An 18,057-nucleotide genomic window follows, 5' to 3' on the forward strand; every position below is an offset into this window, starting at 1 on the left:
CGCCGAAGGTGTAAGCGAAAGATCTTTTCGCGAGTCTCTCAGGTTTATGACAGAAGGGTGTAGAGACGACCATATTGTGTGGCGTGAGCGCAACTTTGGAGATATTATGGGTACAACACAAGAACTTGAAACATCTTCTTTAAAAACACTTCCCTTACATGAATTGCATGAAAAAGCAGGAGCAAAATTTGGTGCTTTTGCCGGTTGGAACATGCCTTTGACTTACCCTCTTGGGGTGTTGAAAGAGCATCTTCATACTCGTGCACATGCAGGGCTTTTTGATATTTCTCATATGAAATTAATCGCCATTGAAGGTGCGCAAGCAGTGGAGTTTTTATCATATGCTTTTCCCATTGATGCGGCACTTTTAAAGATTGGTCACTCACGGTATAACTATTTGCTGAATGAACAGGCAGGTATTCTTGATGATCTTATTATTACCCGCTTGGCAGAATGCCGTTTTATGTTGGTAGCAAATGCTGGGAATGCAGAGGCTGATCTTGCAGAATTGCAAAAGCGCGCTGTTGGTTTTGATTGTCAAGTTGTTGCTCTTGAGAGGGTGTTGTTGGCACTGCAAGGTCCTGAAGCGGCAGCTGTTATGGCTGATGCTGGGGTGCTGGGTAATGAATTGTTGTTTATGCAAGGATTTGAACCACAACAAGATTGGTTTATTACGCGTTCTGGTTATACGGGAGAAGATGGTTTTGAAATTGCTTTGCCCAAAAGCCATGCACGTGTATTGGCTGAAAAATTGCTACAAGATTCTCGTGTTGAATGGGTTGGTCTTGCAGCACGTGATAGCCTTCGGTTAGAAGCGGGGTTGTGCTTGCATGGTAATGATATTACGCCGGATATCACGCCTATTGATGCTGCACTGATATGGGCTGTTCCTAAAAATGTTCGAGAAAAAGCGCAATTTTATGGTGCAAAAGCTTTTCTTGCAGCGCTGCAAAAGGGACCTTCTCGTTGTCGGGTTGGATTAAAACCGCAAACACGTCAACCTATTCGTGCAGGCGCGGTGCTTTTTGATGGTGAAGGCAATGAGATTGGGGTGGTAACATCAGGTGGTTTTGGTCCTTCTTTTGATGGTCCTGTAGCGATGGGTTACGTTCCTGTTGGTTGGAAAGTGGAAGGAACAGAAGTCTTTACAAAGTTGCGTGGAAAAAAGATCGCACTCTCAGTTCATTCACTCCCCTTTGTTGAACAACGTTATTTTAAAGGATAATTTTTATGTCTAAAACTTATTTTACAGAAGATCACGAATGGCTGCGTGTTGAAGGACAAGAGGTTACTGTTGGGATCACTCATTATGCCCAAGAGCAATTAGGAGATTTGGTTTTTGTGGATTTGCCGCAGATTGGAACACAACTCTCTCAAGGCGATGCTGCTGCTGTTGTGGAATCGGTGAAAGCGGCTTCAGATGTTTATGCACCCCTTAATGGTGAAGTGGTCGAAGTCAATGAAGCACTGGCTGATAATCCTGAATTGGTGAACCAGAAAGCTGAAAAAGAAGGTTGGTTATGGAAAATGACATTGCAGGATGAAACGCAACTGGAAGGGTTGCTGGATGAAGCTGCTTATAAAGTGTTCATTGGATGAGTGTTATGTTAGAGCGTTCTTTTTCTTCTCGCCATATTGGGCTTCGTTCTGATGAAACACAAAAAATGCTTGATGTTTTAGAGCTCGATAGTGTTGATACACTTGTCTCTCAAGCTGTTCCCAATTCTATTCATTTGGGACGTTCACTGAATCTTCCAAAGGCCGCAAGTGAAGGCCAAGCCTTGGAAGAACTCTCCAAAATCATGGAGCGTAATTGTGTGCACAAAAGTTTTATTGGGCAAGGATATCATGGAACTTATGTGCCTCCGGTTATTTTACGAAATCTGTTTGAAAATCCAGCTTGGTATACCGCTTATACGCCGTATCAAGCAGAAATTAGCCAAGGTCGTTTAGAGCTTTTATTTTATTTTCAGACTTTGATTAGTGAACTAACAGGCTTGCCTGTTGCTGCTGCTTCTCTTCTTGATGAAGCAACCGCTTTAGCGGAAGCCAATGCCCTTGCTTTTCGTTTTGTACGCGAGAAAAAAACAAAAATTTCTCTTCAGAGTCTTTTACATCCTCAAACTTTGAGTGTTGTGCGAACGCGTGCTGAAACACAAGGCCTTCGGATTAGCGACGAGAGGGAAATTTGTTCTGATACAGCGGCAATTGTTCTTTCTTGGCCCGATACAAAAGGTTCTTTTAATGATTATAGTGAGGTCATAAAAGAGGCAAAAGCAAAAGGCGCATTGGTTATCGTTGTGGCTGATCCTTTAGCGCTTACCCTTATGGAAGCACCGGCAAAATGGGGCGCTGATATTGTTGTTGGGTCTATGCAGCGTTATGGTGTTCCGATGGGATTTGGTGGTCCGCATGCTGGTTACCTTGCGGTTAGTGATGCACTCACACGGCTTATTCCAGGGCGTATTGTTGGACAGTCTGTTGATACAAAAGGGCGCGTTGGTTTCCGTTTAGCATTGCAAACACGTGAACAACATATCCGACGCGATAAAGCGACGTCGAATATCTGTACTGCCCAGGCTTTATTGGCAAATATGGCAACGGCTTATGCTGTTTGGCATGGGCCACAAGGTTTGCAGGATATTGCTCGGCGGATTCATCATTTAACATGCCGGTTTGTTGCTGGTTTAGAGGCTACTGGTGTTTCTTGTGAAGGGAAAAGTTTTTTTGATTGTGTCAGCGTTGTTGTTAAGGGAAAAGCACGGGAAATTGCACATCAAGCCAAGATGAATGGACGCCTTGTTCGTGTTCTTGATGATGATACCATTGCAATCAATTTTGATGAGTTGTCGACAGAAGAGGATGCTCATGCTTTGGCACAGCTTTTTGGCGCAGAATTAGTTGATGAGGCTTCTCCAAGACTTATGGGAAAAGGACGTGATGCTGCTTTTCTTTCTCAGCCCTTTTTTCATGCGGTTCATTCAGAGACGGATATGATGCGCTTTTTGCGTCGTTTGTCAGACAAGGATTTGGCATTGGATCGGGCAATGATCCCGCTTGGTTCTTGTACTATGAAGCTTAATGCGGCCGCTGAATTGATGCCTGTGAGTTGGCCTACGGTTGCCAATATACATCCCTTTGCACCTCAAGAGGATGTTGTGGGTTATTTGGAAATGATTGAGCAACTTAATGCGTGGTTGTGTGAAATTACCGGATTTGCGCAAGTGTCTTTTCAACCAAATTCTGGTGCTCAAGGTGAATATGCTGGGCTGTTGGCAATCCGCCGATATCACCAATCACGCGGAGAACATCAACGTACAGTTTGTCTTATTCCTGCATCGGCACATGGTACCAATCCAGCTTCTGCTCATATGGCGGGTATGGAAGTTGTGGTGGTGAAATGCTTGAGCGATGGTGATGTCGATGTTGATGATCTCAAAATGAAAGCACAATTGCATAAGGAGCGCTTAGCTGCTTTCATGATCACTTATCCTTCAACCCATGGTGTTTATGAGGAAAGTATTAAGGATATTTGTTCTCTTATCCATGAAAATGGCGGACAAGTTTATTTTGATGGGGCTAATTTAAATGCGCTTGTTGGGTTGGCGCGTCCGGCAGATATTGGTGCGGATGTTTGTCATATGAATCTTCATAAAACATTTGCTATTCCCCATGGTGGTGGTGGTCCTGGTGTGGGGCCCATAGGGGTAGCAGAACATCTTAAGCCATTTTTGCCAGGCCATGAACACGAAGGGACAACTCATGCGGTTTCAGCGGCGCCTTATGGAAGTGCCTGTATTCTTGTGATTACTTGGATGTATATTCGCATGATGGGGGCTGATGGCTTGAAATCTGCAACACAAATAGCAATTTTAAATGCAAATTATATCGCAGCGCGTCTTTCACAGGCTTATTCTATTCTTTATAGAGGAAAACATGGGCGGGTTGCTCACGAATGTATTGTCGATACACGCTTGCTAAAAGAACAGTATGGTGTGAGTGTGGATGATATCGCAAAACGTCTCATTGATTATGGTTTTCATGCACCGACAATGTCCTTTCCTGTGCCTGGAACTTTGATGATTGAACCAACGGAATCAGAGCCAAAGGCAGAGATTGATCGTTTGTGTGATGCTTTGCTTTCTATTGCTGAGGAGGCTCAGAAAGTCGGGAGTGGTGTTTGGCCAAAAGACAATAATCCCTTGGTGAACGCACCACATACATTGATCGATACGGTTGATGATGCTTGGGCGCGGCCTTATTCACGACAAGAAGCTGCTTTTCCCAATAGCTCTCTTGATCCAACAAATAAATATTGGCCACCTGTTTCGCGTATTGATAATGTTGCAGGAGACAGAATGCTTATTTGTTCTTGCCCACCATTGGGAAATAGTTATTAAATTGAGCAAATAATTCTTCAATTGATTTATTTACATTGATGAAAAGCCCACACAATGTGTGTGGGCTTTTTTCTCACCTCTTATGATTCATTGGAGCATCTTCTCTTGATCTTTATTTTTTTCATAAGTCTTCAACTAAGTTGATGATTTCGTCGGGTGTGCTTACACCATACAGTACCCTTAGGAAAAAAGTATAAGCAGCCGACTTATTACCGTATTTGTTGTCGTCCGCTGCCTCTTTATAAGAGGTGTTAATAACAAACATAAAGCGCGTTAAAACATATAAAGTACACCGCAAACGCAAGTCTCACAAACTCTTGTTGAAATACTCTCTATATAGCTATATCATGTTAGGAAGTAGCGACTAAAACAGGAGGAATTCGTGGGTAATATTTCTACGTGTCCTGTTACACCAAACCTGCAGTTGGTATATGTATCAAACATAGAGTATTCTACCGCTTTTTATAAATTCATCTTCAAGAAAGAGCCTGTGTTTATCTCGCCACGCTATGTTGCATTTGCTTCTTCGGGTGACGCGCTCTTTGCACTCTGGTCTGGGGGCGATAGGCCTGAGGAGAATGTGCCTCGTTTTTCAAAAATCGGTATTATGTTGCCTCATGGAGAGGATGTAGATAAACTCTATGCGGAATGGCAAGAGCAAACCACCGTTGAGATAAATGTCTTGAAGGAACCGTATACTGACGTATTTGGACGTACCTTCCTCATCAAAGATCCCGATGGCCATATTATTCGTGTTTGTCCACTGGATTAAAAAGTCTTAAGATTCGATCTTTAATCGCCTGAATTGTAATAATTGTCTGTTTCCAAAACCTATAAGCTATGCACGCTAGAGGCTTACTTGCGGCGTGTGGCTTATTCGTTTGGTATTTTTCTATTACTTTTAACTCCACAATCTTCCTGTTCCCATAGGCGGTCTAATTGGTTTGGGGAGCCGTTGGTGTTATTGTATGGCCAGTGATCAGTACTTGAAAAGGGGTGCGGTATAGGAGCGAGACAGGAAGCTGGCACGATGGGGGAGGGGAATCATTTAGTTCTATTGAATGTTCCTTGCATGCCTTACTGGATGAAGTTCCTGAGGAAAAATTTAACGATTAGTGCATGCAAAAAACGGAACAAAACAGCCAATCAAACTCAAAGGATCAAAAAATTTTTGTTTGAATCGGAATTAAATGGAGTTCTGAAAACTTTTAATATGCCAAAATATTCAAACAAATTTGCTTAATGAGTTTGTTAAACTCTCTAAAGAGAAAAAGGTTTTCTTAAGAAATCCATGAAGATAATCTACTCATAAGCTCTTTTCCAAGGGAGGAATGTATGATGATTTATTTTTTATCAATAAAAATTTTTAATTTGTATAAAAATCATACTTTAAAAGAGTCTCTTTTAATACAAAAGCAAATACAAAAGAGTTTGCAAACAGTTGACTATGGAAATTTTTGCTTTGTATGAAGCACACCGTAAAATGTGCACAACGTCATTTGAAATATCTAAATCATGCTATAATCCAAGTGCACAACAAGCTCATGTGTATTTTAAATACGCTTCAGACGACCAAGAATGGGAAATTTAACAAGTTTTTCTACCTTTTAGACAAAATTTTGTCAAATTTTAAGGCGGAAGAAAAATTATCTTGTGCTATATATTCATGTATCTTTTTGCGATCAATGCCTGCTGTTCGTGTCCAAATTAGCTTCATAAAGTTGATTTATCTAGTTTACTTTGTATTTCTAAGCGCTCTTCATCTGTTTCCGCTTCAATTTCTTCAGAAGATATAACATCACCCGCATGAGCAGAATTTATCCCAAGTTTAACTTGTTCCTGAAACCATAAATCATATGCACTTTTTTCTTTTTGTTCTTTTACGATATCGCCCATGTAATTTCGCAACAATTGTGCAGCAGATCTATCATGTGCCTTTGCTGTTTTAGAAAATTCATTTTTTAATACATCATCAACGCGAAAGGTAAATGTTGTTTTGGCCATCATATTACAACTTTCATGTGTTATAATATAATTACAATGTAACACCTGCTGTTTATTCAAGGAAATGGATTGTTTTTAAAACAGATATTTCACATCTACTTTGTATTTTATATCAAAAAAACGGTGATTTGCATTCTTCTGTTTAAGCATTTTGGTGGAGAATATTGATGAATAGAATTGGGAGGAGAGCATTGGTGGATGCTCCCCTATGTTTGGTCGTGCTGATTACTTTATTTTAATAAATGGTGTGAATTTTTTACTTTGTTTTTTGAAAGCGTTTTAAATGTAAATACGTTTATAGCGGTTACTTAGAGAAGTAAGAATCTCATTGGGAATTGTATTGGCATCGGTTGCTACTTTTTCAAGGGTTTGATGGGGACCAATGAGTTCTACCCAATCACCTCTTTGAGGTTTTTGATCAAGATCGGTAGCATCAACTATGATAGAGTCCATAGAAACACGTCCCACAATGGGGAGTTTGTGTCCATTGAAATAAACACTACCTTTATTCGAAAGAATGCGTGGCCAACCATCTGCATAGCCAATAGAAATGGTTGCAAGAGTACTTGGTCTGCGAGTCATAAAGCTTTCTCCATAGCCAACAGGTATTCCTGCGTCAACAGAACGGCTTTGAAGGATTTGGGCTTCAAGTTTTAAAACGGGTTTAAGAGGTGTTGGTTGTTTGCCACGGGGATCAGCTCCGTAAAGTGCAATGCCAGGACGAACAAGATCAAAATGAAAATCTGAGCCAAGAAAAATGCCTCCAGAATTGGCAAATGAAACCTTACAGACAGGTAACTTTGCAAGGACGTTTCTAAAAGCAGCTAATTGTGTCTTGTTAGATGAATGTATAGCATCCTCTCCATTTGCAAGGTGACTGAGAAGATATTTTATTTCTGCTTTTTCAAAAATTTGGGGTTGTTTCGTGAGTTTTTCTAACTCTTTTTTATCAAGCCCTAATCGGTTCATATTGGTATCTATTTGAATGATTGCGGGAAATTTTTTCTGCTTTTTTTGGCAAAATCTCTGCCAGCTTTCAATTTCCTTCCAGGAATTGAGAACAGGAACAATACCAGATTGTGCAACAAATTCTTCTGCTGTGTGTGGAAGTCCATTCAGAAGAGCAATCATGATATTTTCTGGTAAGATGGTTTTTAATTGAAGTGCTTCTTCAATTTTGGCAACAAAAAAAGTGCGGCAACCAGCTTGATAAAGTGCAGGGGCAATTTTATCTGCACCCAGTCCATAAGCATTAGCTTTGACAACTGCAGAACATTCTGCAGGAGCAACTGATTGTGTTAAAGTTTTATAATTTGCAACAATAGCACCCACATTGATGGTTGCTATAGCTGTAGCAGGAAATAATGCATGTTCTTTATCATTAACGAATTTATTCATTTTAAAATTCTCTCTCGAGTCTGTGAGACACGAAGTTTTTTGGTTATTTCATATCGTTTTCTATGATATATGGAAAGGTGATCTGTAGAGTTTGTTATTGTCAAAGTCATACGCATTCCATCTTGAATCATATGTTATCAAAGTAATCTTTTAAGGTAAAATATTTACCCTCAGATCATAAAGAGATATCGCAGTTTTATTGGTGTAATTATGAATATCTTATCCTTTGACAATTGGGAGAAGAATAGATTTTTTCTGTTTACAGCTATGGTGTGTTTAAAAATGAAAACACATCTGTGTTGTATTATTTTTCATAGTGAAGTCAAAATATTTTAGTATCAATAATACACGAAAGTTCTTTTAAAGATATGCGTGGAGTGCAATTTTAATTTTAATAAAATTGACTTTCTCTGTAATGAATTAAAGATGCGTTTCATGATCAATGACAGAGTCAAAAAAACTCTTTATTATCATTTTTAGTTTGTTTGCTAGGTTATGATGTTTTGTTGGGGGAATTGTCTTTGTCAAAGTATATAGGGTCTCTTCATTTGCGTTTGATCAAATTTTTTCACCAAAAATAATCATACAATTTGACGTTTGGTGCGTTTTTTCTTTGCAACTCATTTTGATATAAAAGTGTGAATGTTGGGGTTTTGGTTTCAAGAAAAATATTGGCAGATGATGATGCAAGTACTATATCACATTGAGGATCCAAAATTTAATATTCAATGAAGATATGAGGAAGAGTTTTATGAATACGTCTGCTACCAATGTTCCATCAAACATCAGCAGCGTTGCTTCAAATTTTCCAATTCCTGAAAATGTGTTCGCACTTACCGTTCAGGAGGTTTATCACTATACAGATCGCTTGTTTAAGTTTCGTCTGAATCGTCCCGAAAGTTTTCGTTTTCGTTCGGGTGAATTTGTTATGATTGGTTTGCCAAATGCAGAAAAGCCAATTTATCGCGCTTATTCGATTGCAAGCCCCTTTTGGGATGAACAGCTTGAGTTTTTTTCAATCAAAGTTTTAGGAGGACCTTTAACTGAGCATCTGCAAAAAATTAAAATTGGTGATACAGTTCTCATGCGCAAGAAAGCCACTGGGACATTGGTTCTAGATGCTCTTATTCCAGGAAAACGTCTTTACCTTCTTTCAACGGGAACGGGTGTTGCTCCCTTTGCAAGCCTTATCCGTGATCCTGAAACTTATGAAAAATTTTCAGAAGTGGTTCTTATTCAAACAACACGAGAAAAGGATGAACTTGCTTATGCAAAAGAACTTGTTGTTTCTTTACAACAGGATCCGCTGATTGGTGAATACGCAAAACAATTAAAATTTTATCCTATGACTACTCGCGAATCCTCTGAGTATATGGGGCGCATTACAACTGTTATGGAGAGTGGTGCTTTTTTTGAAACGACTGGTTTACCGAAAATTTCTCCTAGTGAGGATCGCGTAATGATTTGTGGTTCCATGGCAATGTTAAAGGATTGTGCAAGGATGTGTGAAGGTTTTGGTCTTATTGAAGGTGCAAATAACGCACCGGCTACTTATGTTGTAGAGCGTGCTTTTGTCGGGTGAGAGGGGATTTATGCTATTGCTTGCCTGTAGTGTGTACTTCTTTTTTTAAATAACGATTTTTCTTAAAATTTCCCTTTATGAAGAGGGTGCTGTGATTTGTGGCTTCGATGTGTGAGGGGGGGATTTTTTGAAGGTGCAAATAACGCACCGGCTACTTATGTTGTAGAGTGTGCTTTTGCCACGTGAGAGGAGAGCTGTGTTGCTGCATGTGCTAATGCGCTGATTGCGTTCCAATCACCTGCTGCGATAAGCTGTTTTGGTGCTATCCAAGAACCGCCAATGCAGAAAACATTAGAAAGCTTAAGCCATTGCGTTGCATTTTGGGGGGTAATACCACCTGTTGGGCAAAAGTGGATTTTAGAGAAGGGGGACGCTAAAGCTTGAAGAAAAGAAGTCCCCCCAGCTGCTTTGGCAGGAAAAAATTTAAAATATGAATAGCCCTTGTCTAATGCTTGCATGAGTTCACTTGGTGTGATTGCACCGGGAAGGAAAGGGATTTTACTGTTTTTTGCACAATCAATTAATGCATTTGATAATCCGGGGCTTACGATAAATTTTGCTCCTGCACGTTCGGCTTGTTCATAGTGCAGAGCGCTTAGAATTGTTCCTGCTCCAACAATTGCTTGCGGCACTTCTTGTGTAATTGCTTTTATTGCATCATATGCACTAGGGGTTCGCAGAGTGATTTCAATTGTTTTTAATCCGCCTTTGACAAGGGCACGTGCTAAGGGGGCGGCACTTTGTAGATTGTCAATATGCACAACAGGTATAACAGTCTGTTTCTGGAGAAGTGTTAAAAGGGCATCTATTTTCTGGCACATGATGTTTTTTCTTCTTGGAAAGAATATGGTTTAATATAGTTTGATTAAGCACAATATGTTAAAGAGTAGATGAATAGAACTTGAAATTAAGTGAAACGCGCGTTATGGCAAAACACATGGAAAAAAAATTTAGAGTTGCTGCACTTTATTGCTTCGCAGATTTGAAGCATTATCGTCAATTACAAAAGCCTTTGCAGGATTTATGTCAAGCAAAGAATATTAAAGGTACCTTGCTCTTAGCACAAGAGGGCATTAATGGGACTGTTGCGGGATCTTGTGCTGCAATTGAGGCATTGATAGATTTTATTACAGCTGAACCAGCATTTGAAACGCCAGAGATTAAGTATTCATGGGCTTCAAAAATGCCTTTTCATCGTATGAAAGTGCGGTTGAAAAAAGAGATTGTAACAATGGGCGTTGAAGATGTCGATCCGTTAAAGGTGGTTGGGACTTATGTGGATCCGCAAGATTGGAATGCTCTTATTCAAGATGAAGAAACAATTCTTATTGATACACGTAATGATTATGAATATGCTATTGGGAGCTTTCAGGGAGCCATTGATCCGCATATTAAAACATTTCGTGAATTTCCGGAATGGGTGCGCGAGCATGAAGCTGATTTGAAGAAAAAAAGAAAATTGCTATGTTTTGTACAGGCGGTATTCGCTGTGAAAAATCAACAGCTTATGTTCGTGAATTGGGCTATGAACAGGTTTATCATTTAAAAGGTGGAATTCTGAAATATTTGGAAACGATTCCAAAAGAAGAAAGCTTATGGTGGGGCGAGTGTTTTGTTTTTGATGAGCGTGTTTCTGTAAAACATGGTCTTGAAGAATGTGGGCGCGAGTTATGTCGCGCATGTCGTTCTCCTCTTAATGCTGAAAGCAAATTATCATCGCATTATGAAGAAGGTGTTTCCTGTGATGCTTGTTATGATACGCGTAGTGACGCGGATAGGCAGCGTTTTCGTGAACGCCATAGGCAATTCCAATTAGCAAAATTGCGTGCGATTGATTCCTATCAGGAGTCTTAGAGGCATTGTGTTTTGGGGCTTGGAATTTTCGTTTTTTCTTTTGTTAAAAGAAAAGATATTTTCAATGTCTGTCGGGAGATCTTTTAGAAGACAGCGTGTTATCTTATTTTTTTTGCTATGAAAATTTAACTTATTGATTAAAAATTCAATCATAATTGCGTCTTGAAATGAGGCATCTTTAATCTTCTAATATTTGGTTTATTTCAACATTTATAATTTTGAATTAGTAAAAACAATTCAATGATAGTCTTATGAAGCTAAATGGAACATAGCGGCATGTTGCTTGAAAGCCAATTTTAGCATGAATGAAATATTCGCTTTAAGCTTTTTAAATAAAAGAGAAGCCTTAATATCGGGGGAGATAAATGTAACGATAGATTTTTATGATTTTATAAATATAAATGTTATGATGTCTCATGGTCTTATTGTTATAGTTTCTAGGTGAGATCTGGAAATGAGATTAGGACACACAAGAAAAGAGATTCTCTTAGAAAAAATTATGCATAAATAGCAGAATGGTGAGGGGCTTTGTGAAATTCTAACCTATTTAAAGGAGACAAGTTACCTTATCTTATAGAAAGAGATGTTGCTTTTTTGCATCATATTTTCTTTAAAAATTAAAAAATGTTTAAAATAAAAAAAATGATTGAAATAAATAAAGATTCATTTTATATGAGCTCTTGCCCAAAGTCGCACGTGCCTGTGGGTGTCCGCCGGTTCTCAAATGGTGAGATTAACCGGTACGGTACTTGGAACTAACCGCTCCAGTCATTCTTACGGCCAACCGAAGAGTGAGGACATCTTGAAGCAACGACGGTGCGGGCCTTTCTGGTGTCTTCCAGCTGTCCAAATGCTGGGATAACTATAGAGGCACACCTCATTGCCTTCAGTGCGGAAGTGGTTTTCTCAACTCCAATCAAAAAGGCGATAAAATAGGACGACGTAGTTTATGCGGTGTTCTCTGGCTGTATGCAATATTGGTTTCTCGTTGATTATTAAAGTCATCAGAGTGCTAAGGGAAATTGCATATGTTTTGTCCTTTGGTTATTGGCGGCTCTGTGCTGTCCAAGCATAGAGTAGGGATTCTATTCCCTGAGGAGAATTGGTGATGGCGACGCAACGTATTCGCGATTTTCTTGCAACACATCGTTCTGAAGGTCCATGTTTGGTGGTTGACCTTGATGTTGTCCGTGAAAATTATTTAAATTTTGAAAAAGCTCTTCCTTACTCTCGTATTTTCTACGCAATAAAGGCAAATCCAGCTCCTGAGATTTTGCGTTTGCTTACTTCTTTAGGTTCTTCTTTTGATGCGGCTTCTGTTGCAGAAATTGAAATGGCTTTAAAAGCTGGCGCAACGTGTGATCGTATTTCTTTTGGAAACACAATTAAAAAAGAGCGTGATATTGCGCGTGCATATGCGCTTGGTATTTCACTTTATGCAGTTGATTGTATTGAAGAAGTTGAAAAAATAGCGCGTGTTGCCCCAGGAGCTCGCGTCTTTTGCCGCGTTCTTACCGATGGAAAAGGCGCAGAGTGGCCATTGTCCCGTAAGTTTGGTTGTGTTCCTTCTATGGCGGTTGATGTATTACGTCAAGCGCATCAATTAGGTTTGCAGGCCTATGGTGTTTCTTTTCATGTAGGGTCTCAACAGACCGATCTTCATGCCTGGGATCGCGCTTTGTCAGATGTGGCTGTGGTTTTTAAGCATTTGGATCAAGAAGGAATTTCGTTGAAATTGGTTAATATGGGCGGTGGCTTTCCAACGCGTTATTTGAAAGATGTTCCTACAGAACAAGCTTATGGGACGGCTGTTTTTGATTCGTTAAAAAAATATTTTGGTAATCGTATTCCTGAAACAATCATTGAACCAGGACGTGGGATGGTTGGCAATGCTGGTGTTATTCGCACAGAAGTTGTACTGATATCTAAAAAAGCAGATAATGATAATGTCCGATGGGTTTATCTTGATGTGGGAAAATTTAATGGTCTTGCAGAGACTATGGATGAAGCAATTCGCTATCCTATTGAAACTCCCCATGATGATAAGGCTATGGAGCCTTGCATTTTAGCGGGGCCGACTTGTGATTCAGCAGATGTTCTCTATGAAAAAACACCCTATCTACTCCCTTTATCTTTGACAGTGGGCGATGAATTATTAATTCATGGAACGGGTGCTTATACAGCGACTTACGCATCTGTTGCTTTTAATGGTTTTGAACCTTTGCGATCCTATGTGATTTAGATCTTTCTTTATCATGACAAAGGGTATAGTGGGATAGAGTGTTGGGGTGTGTGGCAAACATGAATATGATCGATTTTCAAACAAAAAATGGAGCAGTTTTTACACTTGCGTGTGAGCAAGAAGCTGATAGACCATCCCGTGAACGTTTGCTTGATTTAGCATTGGGAAGAGGACGCAAGCGTAAGTCATCAGAAGCTTTACGTCGTGGTCGATCGGCTGCATCTGGGTTGTCCTTTATCGTCAAAAATGCACTCGGGGAGCTTGTGGGTAGTGTACGTCTTTGGCATGTTTGCTTTAGTAAAGGGCAAAATGGCACACAGCATGCTTTGCTGTTGGGGCCTCTTGCAGTTTCGGAAGAATGCTCCGGTCTCGGGATAGGGTCGTCTCTTATGCAACATGCAATTCAAACAGCAAGAAAACAAGGCTATGGTGCCATTTTACTGGTGGGTGATTGTGCTTTTTATCAGCGGTTTGGTTTTTCAAATCTTTTAACAAAAAATTTGTCAATGCCTGGCCCCTATGAAAAACACCGTTTTCAAGCGTTGGAATTGATACCAGAATATCTTTCTGCATGTCATGGCACGCTGATTCCTAGTGGAGAAGGAGAAAATTTAAGTCGTGTTCCGCATCATAAAGTTGCGTAAAGGCTTTCTTCATTTTCAACAATTTTGCATTGGGGGCAAAATTTTGTAAATTGTGCTGCTAAAGGGACGAACATCTTTTCTGGTGATGAATGTCGCTACAATAAAAGCGTTCAATTAAATTTATGTTTTTCGAATTTTGACAGTAGAAATGATGCTCTTTCAAAGGGTGCATTTAAGCACATCCTTTGATTAAAGGAGATTTTGCTGTGTTTAATGGTTTTGCATTCAGTCATGCGTGGATAAGGGGGGCAAGTGTTGATTATTCATACACCGATTGATTCTCTTGTTATGTTTTGTAAGATGAACATTTTGAGGATTTGTGTGAGGGTTTGAGTTTTTGTTGAAAGAGCCATAGGGGGAGACAAAAGCTTTGTTTATGATGATCTAAAATTGTAAAATCTTTTTCTTTGTAAAAAATAATTCTTGAAGAGATATACCTTCTCACTTTAACAAGATTTTTGTTAAGAATCATAATTCCATTCTCATATGGCATCTTCATGCCTCTCCTTTAATTAAGAGGGAAGTGATGGATGAAAGATAAAGGATATTCCTTAGCTTTCATGAGGTAAAACTCAGTGACCTGAGGGAGTGTCAGTGAGCGGTGGTGTTTTTCTGAGAAAAATGGTCATCAATGCTAAAACACTAAAGATGATGGTTAAGATAAAGAAAATGTCACTAAAAGCCATAATCATTGCTTGTATGCGTACCATACCAAATAGTTGAGAAAGAGCAAGCCTATACGAATCAAAGGTTTCTGTTTTGAAGAATAAAGTAAGCTTTGAAAGTATTTCAGTTGCTTGTCTATTTGCGTGATTGAGCGTTTCGGCTATTCGCGTATAATGCAAGTCTGTGCGTTTTGTTATGAGGGTGCTGATAATAGCAAGCCCTACAGCCCCACCAAGATTGCGTGTGAGATTAAAAAGTCCAGAAGCGTTTTGCATTTTCTCTGGCGGGAGTAATCCGAGAGCAATGTTATTAACAGGTACCATACATAACATCACAGAAGCACCACGGAAAACTTGCGGCCAAAAGAGTTGCCAAAAATCCCAGTTATCTGTGATAGAGCTTGCCATCCAAGTTCCTATTGCAAAGCCCAAAAGTCCTATCGCCATCATCAAACGTGCATCCATTCGTGCGGAAAGATATCCGGCAAAAGGTGCCGTTAATAACATAACAAACCCTGAAAGAAACAATGTTTCTCCAATCATGAGGGCATCATAATGGCGAATTTGGCTCAAATAGACAGGATAAAGATATGTGAGCCCATAAAGACCTATTCCCAGAGCAAAGGAAAAAATGGATGCGGCTGAAAAATTAAAATTAGAAAAAGCAGTAAGGTCAACAATGGGGTTTTTTGCCGTAAAAGCACGCCAGAAGAAGAGGCCGCCAGACAAGATCATGATAATGAATAAATCCCGAATCAGCCGATCATTCAGCCAATCATGACGTGCACCCTCTTCTAGTACATACTCTAAAGTTCCCAAGAAAGTCCCCATAGAAATAAGGCCTAACCAGTCAAACTTTTTCATTAAGGAGTGGTCCGCTTTATCAAAATCAATCAATTTCCAAGCGAGAATAGAGATAATAATCCCGCAGGGTACATTGATGAGAAAAAGCCAGTGCCACGATAAGAGATGACAAATATAGCCTCCCACTGTTGGACCAATGGTAGGCGCTAATGTTGCGACTAGTCCAACGATAGGGGTCACAATTGGGCGTTTGGAAGGAGGAAAAAGGACATAGGAAGCGACAAAAACGCTAGGGATAATCCCACCACCAATAAAACCTTGCAGCGCTCGATACACAATCATCTCATTAATAGATGTTGCTGTTGCACAAAGGACAGAGGTAATTGTAAATCCGATAGCTGATAGAGTAAAGAAAACACGTGTTGAAAGAAAACGCCCTAAAAATCCTGAAAGTGGTAACATGATAACTTCCGCGATGAGATAGGAAGTTTGCACCCAAGAAATTTCTTCAGAGCTTGCTGCAAGACCTGCCTGAATTTCAGCTAAAGAAGAAGCAACGATTTGGATATCCAAAATAGCCATGAACATGCCAAAAGACATAGCCATAAAAACCACAATTTTGCGGGGTTCTACGCGTTCTTGAAAATGTGAAGATTCTGGCATGGAAGCTATCATAGTAAGATCATTTGTTTTGGTTATCAAAGATTTTCATCTTTTGGCTTTGTACGTGTATCGATTTCTACTGAAACACTCATTCCTGCTCGGATATGACCGGTCTTTAAGATTTCTTCTGGAATAGAGATACGTACTGGAATGCGTTGGACAATCTTAGTGAAGTTGCCGGTAGCATTTTGTGGAGGCAGGAGAGAAAAAATAGCGCCTGTTGCGGGTGAAATAGAAAGAACTGTTCCCGTAAAAACATCCTTTTTAAAGGCATCGACAGTAATATAAGCCTTTTGTCCCGCATGAATATTTTGCAACTGTGTTTCTTTATAGTTTGCTTCAATATAAAGCGCATGGATGGGGACTAACGCTGCAAGACGTTGGCCATTTACAACAAAATCCCCTGTTTTTGCTGTTAAATTTCCTATAATTCCATCAAATGGTGCGCGTATAATGGTTGAATCAAGATCACGTTGTGCTTTTTCACGTGAAAGTTCTAAGCTCTTTGTTTGGCTTTCTGTTTCATTTCGTTGTGCTTCTAGCACTTGGATATTGGCGTGTGCTGCGGCGATTTGTGCATCCGCACGGTTAACGTTCGCAATGGCTTGTTCATAAGCTGATTTGGCATCATCAACACCAGATTGAGGTGCATAACGATTTTCTTTAAGCTCTGTGGTGCGTTTTAAGGTGAGTTGCGCATTGGTTGCTATGGCTGAAGCAGCCGCTTTTTGTGCTTTTGCATCATCTAAAGCGCTATGAGCTGCTGTAATTTGTGCATCAATACGTAAAAGAGTTTTTTTTGTGTGTTGAGACGCGCTTCTGTTTGATCCAAGGCTATTTGATAATCACCATTGTCTAAGTAAAATAAGATATCGTCTTTTTTTACAATTTGATTGGCTTTAATAGCAATTTTTTCAATATATCCATTTAATTTAGGTGCAATAGCAGATATATCTCCTTGTACATAGGCATCTTCAGTGGAGAGCATATAACGCCAATGTGTTATCCACTTATAGCTAAACCAAAGCCCCAAAAGTGCAAGGACGATAAGAAGAGCTTGGATTATTTTCTTCTTTCTTATGTTATTGAGATATCTGGTTGAAACAATTGTCTCAGATATGGACATAATTCTATACTTTCAATTTTATGTTTTAATGAGTAAAACAAACCCATTGCTATAAGAAAAGGGCAATATGTGCGCAAGGACAATAAGAGCTTTTCAAGCGATGAGATAATTTTGAAAACATAATGCTAAATATAGAAACTTGCAAGTATAGGGACATTATTCTATTGTACATTTTTTACAAATGCCCCGTATTTCTAAGATGCTTTTCTTTGCTTGAAAATCAACAGACTGAACCATCTGCTTAAGGCTAGATAGAATCGTTTGATTTTGTATTTCGTCTACCTTGCCACAGTTTTCACAAATGATGAAAGTTGTAAGTTCGTGTTGACAGTTTTCAGGATGTAAACAAACCACAAAAGCATTTACACTTTCAAGACGGTGAATACACTTTAACTGTACAAGTTTTTCTAAAGCACGATAAACTTGCAGAGGTGCGCGAAATCCTTCTTCGCGTAAATGATCAAGAATCGCATAGGCACTTAAAGGTCCTTTTGCGTTCTTTAAAGTGTTCAGAACCAATGTTTGATTACGCGTCAATTTAGAGGACATTGATACCTTCCTGCTACTCTCCTGAAAAAACATAAAGCGTATGCAATGTTTGTGCAATGGTAAATAGAGAATATGTGCACTTTCTGTCATAAAGTTTTTATTTCTTCAAAATGTTTTACAGTGTTT

At 39.5% G+C, this 18,057-nt stretch carries 12 protein-coding genes and 2 pseudogenes; 8 read left to right on the forward strand and 6 right to left on the reverse strand.

The genetic code is table 11. The features are described from left to right. Nucleotides 1–106: 106 nt before the first annotated feature. The 4 genes from gcvT to BN202_RS08095 all read left to right on the forward strand — a co-directional run bounded on the left by gcvT (nt 107) and on the right by BN202_RS08095 (nt 5,172). Complete coding sequence (gene gcvT / locus BN202_RS08080; protein ID WP_034987954.1) at nt 107–1,225, forward strand: glycine cleavage system aminomethyltransferase GcvT; 1,119 nt, start codon at nt 107–109, stop codon at nt 1,223–1,225. Between the two features lie 5 nt (nt 1,226–1,230). Then, nucleotides 1,231–1,599 (forward strand): glycine cleavage system protein GcvH, encoded by a 369-nt coding sequence (gene gcvH, locus BN202_RS08085; protein ID WP_019220147.1) that lies wholly within the window; start codon nt 1,231–1,233, stop codon nt 1,597–1,599. A 5-nt stretch (nt 1,600–1,604) separates the two neighbouring features. Then, nucleotides 1,605–4,400 carry an aminomethyl-transferring glycine dehydrogenase gene (gcvP, locus tag BN202_RS08090; RefSeq protein ID WP_034987958.1) on the forward strand — a complete coding sequence of 932 codons (2,796 nt, stop codon included), beginning with the start codon at nt 1,605–1,607 and terminating at the stop codon, nt 4,398–4,400. Between the two features lie 382 nt (nt 4,401–4,782). After that, a complete protein-coding gene (locus BN202_RS08095; protein ID WP_034987924.1) occupies nt 4,783–5,172 on the forward strand; it encodes a VOC family protein in 390 nt (129 codons plus the stop codon). A 941-nt stretch (nt 5,173–6,113) separates the two neighbouring features. Here BN202_RS08095 and BN202_RS08110 read toward each other — a convergent pair. After that, nucleotides 6,114–6,404: a CopG family ribbon-helix-helix protein gene (locus BN202_RS08110; RefSeq protein WP_034987961.1), complete on the reverse strand. Its 291-nt coding sequence runs from the start codon at nt 6,402–6,404 to the stop codon at nt 6,114–6,116. 279 nt (nt 6,405–6,683) lie between these two features. Then, on the reverse strand, nt 6,684–7,802 hold the full coding sequence (gene alr, locus BN202_RS08115; protein ID WP_019220154.1) for an alanine racemase: 1,119 nt from the start codon (nt 7,800–7,802) through the stop codon (nt 6,684–6,686). Nucleotides 7,803–8,553: 751 nt separating this feature from the next. Here alr and BN202_RS08120 point away from each other — a divergent pair. Then, on the forward strand, nt 8,554–9,384 hold the full coding sequence (locus BN202_RS08120; protein ID WP_019220156.1) for a ferredoxin--NADP reductase: 831 nt from the start codon (nt 8,554–8,556) through the stop codon (nt 9,382–9,384). Nucleotides 9,385–9,539: 155 nt separating this feature from the next. On the opposite strand, the gene eda is transcribed toward BN202_RS08120, so the two are convergent. After that, a complete protein-coding gene (eda, locus tag BN202_RS08125; protein ID WP_019220157.1) occupies nt 9,540–10,205 on the reverse strand; it encodes a bifunctional 4-hydroxy-2-oxoglutarate aldolase/2-dehydro-3-deoxy-phosphogluconate aldolase in 666 nt (221 codons plus the stop codon). 116 nt (nt 10,206–10,321) lie between these two features. Between eda and trhO the strand changes: the two are divergent. The 3 genes and pseudogenes from trhO to BN202_RS08140 all read left to right on the forward strand — a co-directional run bounded on the left by trhO (nt 10,322) and on the right by BN202_RS08140 (nt 14,124). Then, nucleotides 10,322–11,238 (forward strand): annotated as a pseudogene (trhO, locus tag BN202_RS08130) (oxygen-dependent tRNA uridine(34) hydroxylase TrhO). A gap of 1,108 nt (nt 11,239–12,346) precedes the next feature. Next, complete coding sequence (locus BN202_RS08135) at nt 12,347–13,480, forward strand: type III PLP-dependent enzyme (protein ID WP_019220159.1); 1,134 nt, start codon at nt 12,347–12,349, stop codon at nt 13,478–13,480. A 59-nt stretch (nt 13,481–13,539) separates the two neighbouring features. Next, on the forward strand, nt 13,540–14,124 hold the full coding sequence (locus BN202_RS08140; RefSeq protein ID WP_019220160.1) for a GNAT family N-acetyltransferase: 585 nt from the start codon (nt 13,540–13,542) through the stop codon (nt 14,122–14,124). 572 nt (nt 14,125–14,696) lie between these two features. Here the strand turns inward: BN202_RS08140 and BN202_RS08150 are convergent. The 3 genes and pseudogenes from BN202_RS08150 to BN202_RS08160 all read right to left on the reverse strand — a co-directional run bounded on the left by BN202_RS08150 (nt 14,697) and on the right by BN202_RS08160 (nt 17,931). Next, entirely contained in the window at nt 14,697–16,268 is a 1,572-nt protein-coding gene (locus tag BN202_RS08150; protein ID WP_034987964.1) for a DHA2 family efflux MFS transporter permease subunit, read from the reverse strand. Nucleotides 16,269–16,291: 23 nt separating this feature from the next. Continuing rightward, nucleotides 16,292–17,382 (reverse strand): annotated as a pseudogene (locus tag BN202_RS08155) (HlyD family secretion protein). A gap of 156 nt (nt 17,383–17,538) precedes the next feature. Next, complete coding sequence (locus BN202_RS08160; RefSeq protein WP_019220163.1) at nt 17,539–17,931, reverse strand: Fur family transcriptional regulator; 393 nt, start codon at nt 17,929–17,931, stop codon at nt 17,539–17,541. Nucleotides 17,932–18,057 lie beyond the last annotated feature (126 nt).

The organism is Bartonella florencae, assembly GCF_000312525.1.
Classification (GTDB): Bacteria; Pseudomonadota; Alphaproteobacteria; order Rhizobiales; family Rhizobiaceae; genus Bartonella; species Bartonella florencae.

Coding starts and splice junctions, on each gene's coding strand:
- gcvH (WP_019220147.1), top strand. CDS start 1,231: ATGTCTAAAACTTATTTTACAGAAGATCACGAATGGCTGCGTGTTGAA.
- eda (WP_019220157.1), bottom strand. CDS start 10,205: ATGTGCCAGAAAATAGATGCCCTTTTAACACTTCTCCAGAAACAGACT.
- BN202_RS08140 (WP_019220160.1), top strand. CDS start 13,540: ATGAATATGATCGATTTTCAAACAAAAAATGGAGCAGTTTTTACACTT.
- gcvP (WP_034987958.1), top strand. CDS start 1,605: ATGTTAGAGCGTTCTTTTTCTTCTCGCCATATTGGGCTTCGTTCTGAT.
- BN202_RS08135 (WP_019220159.1), top strand. CDS start 12,347: ATGGCGACGCAACGTATTCGCGATTTTCTTGCAACACATCGTTCTGAA.
- BN202_RS08110 (WP_034987961.1), bottom strand. CDS start 6,404: ATGGCCAAAACAACATTTACCTTTCGCGTTGATGATGTATTAAAAAAT.
- BN202_RS08160 (WP_019220163.1), bottom strand. CDS start 17,931: ATGTCCTCTAAATTGACGCGTAATCAAACATTGGTTCTGAACACTTTA.
- alr (WP_019220154.1), bottom strand. CDS start 7,802: ATGAATAAATTCGTTAATGATAAAGAACATGCATTATTTCCTGCTACA.
- BN202_RS08150 (WP_034987964.1), bottom strand. CDS start 16,268: ATGATAGCTTCCATGCCAGAATCTTCACATTTTCAAGAACGCGTAGAA.
- gcvT (WP_034987954.1), top strand. CDS start 107: ATGGGTACAACACAAGAACTTGAAACATCTTCTTTAAAAACACTTCCC.
- BN202_RS08120 (WP_019220156.1), top strand. CDS start 8,554: ATGAATACGTCTGCTACCAATGTTCCATCAAACATCAGCAGCGTTGCT.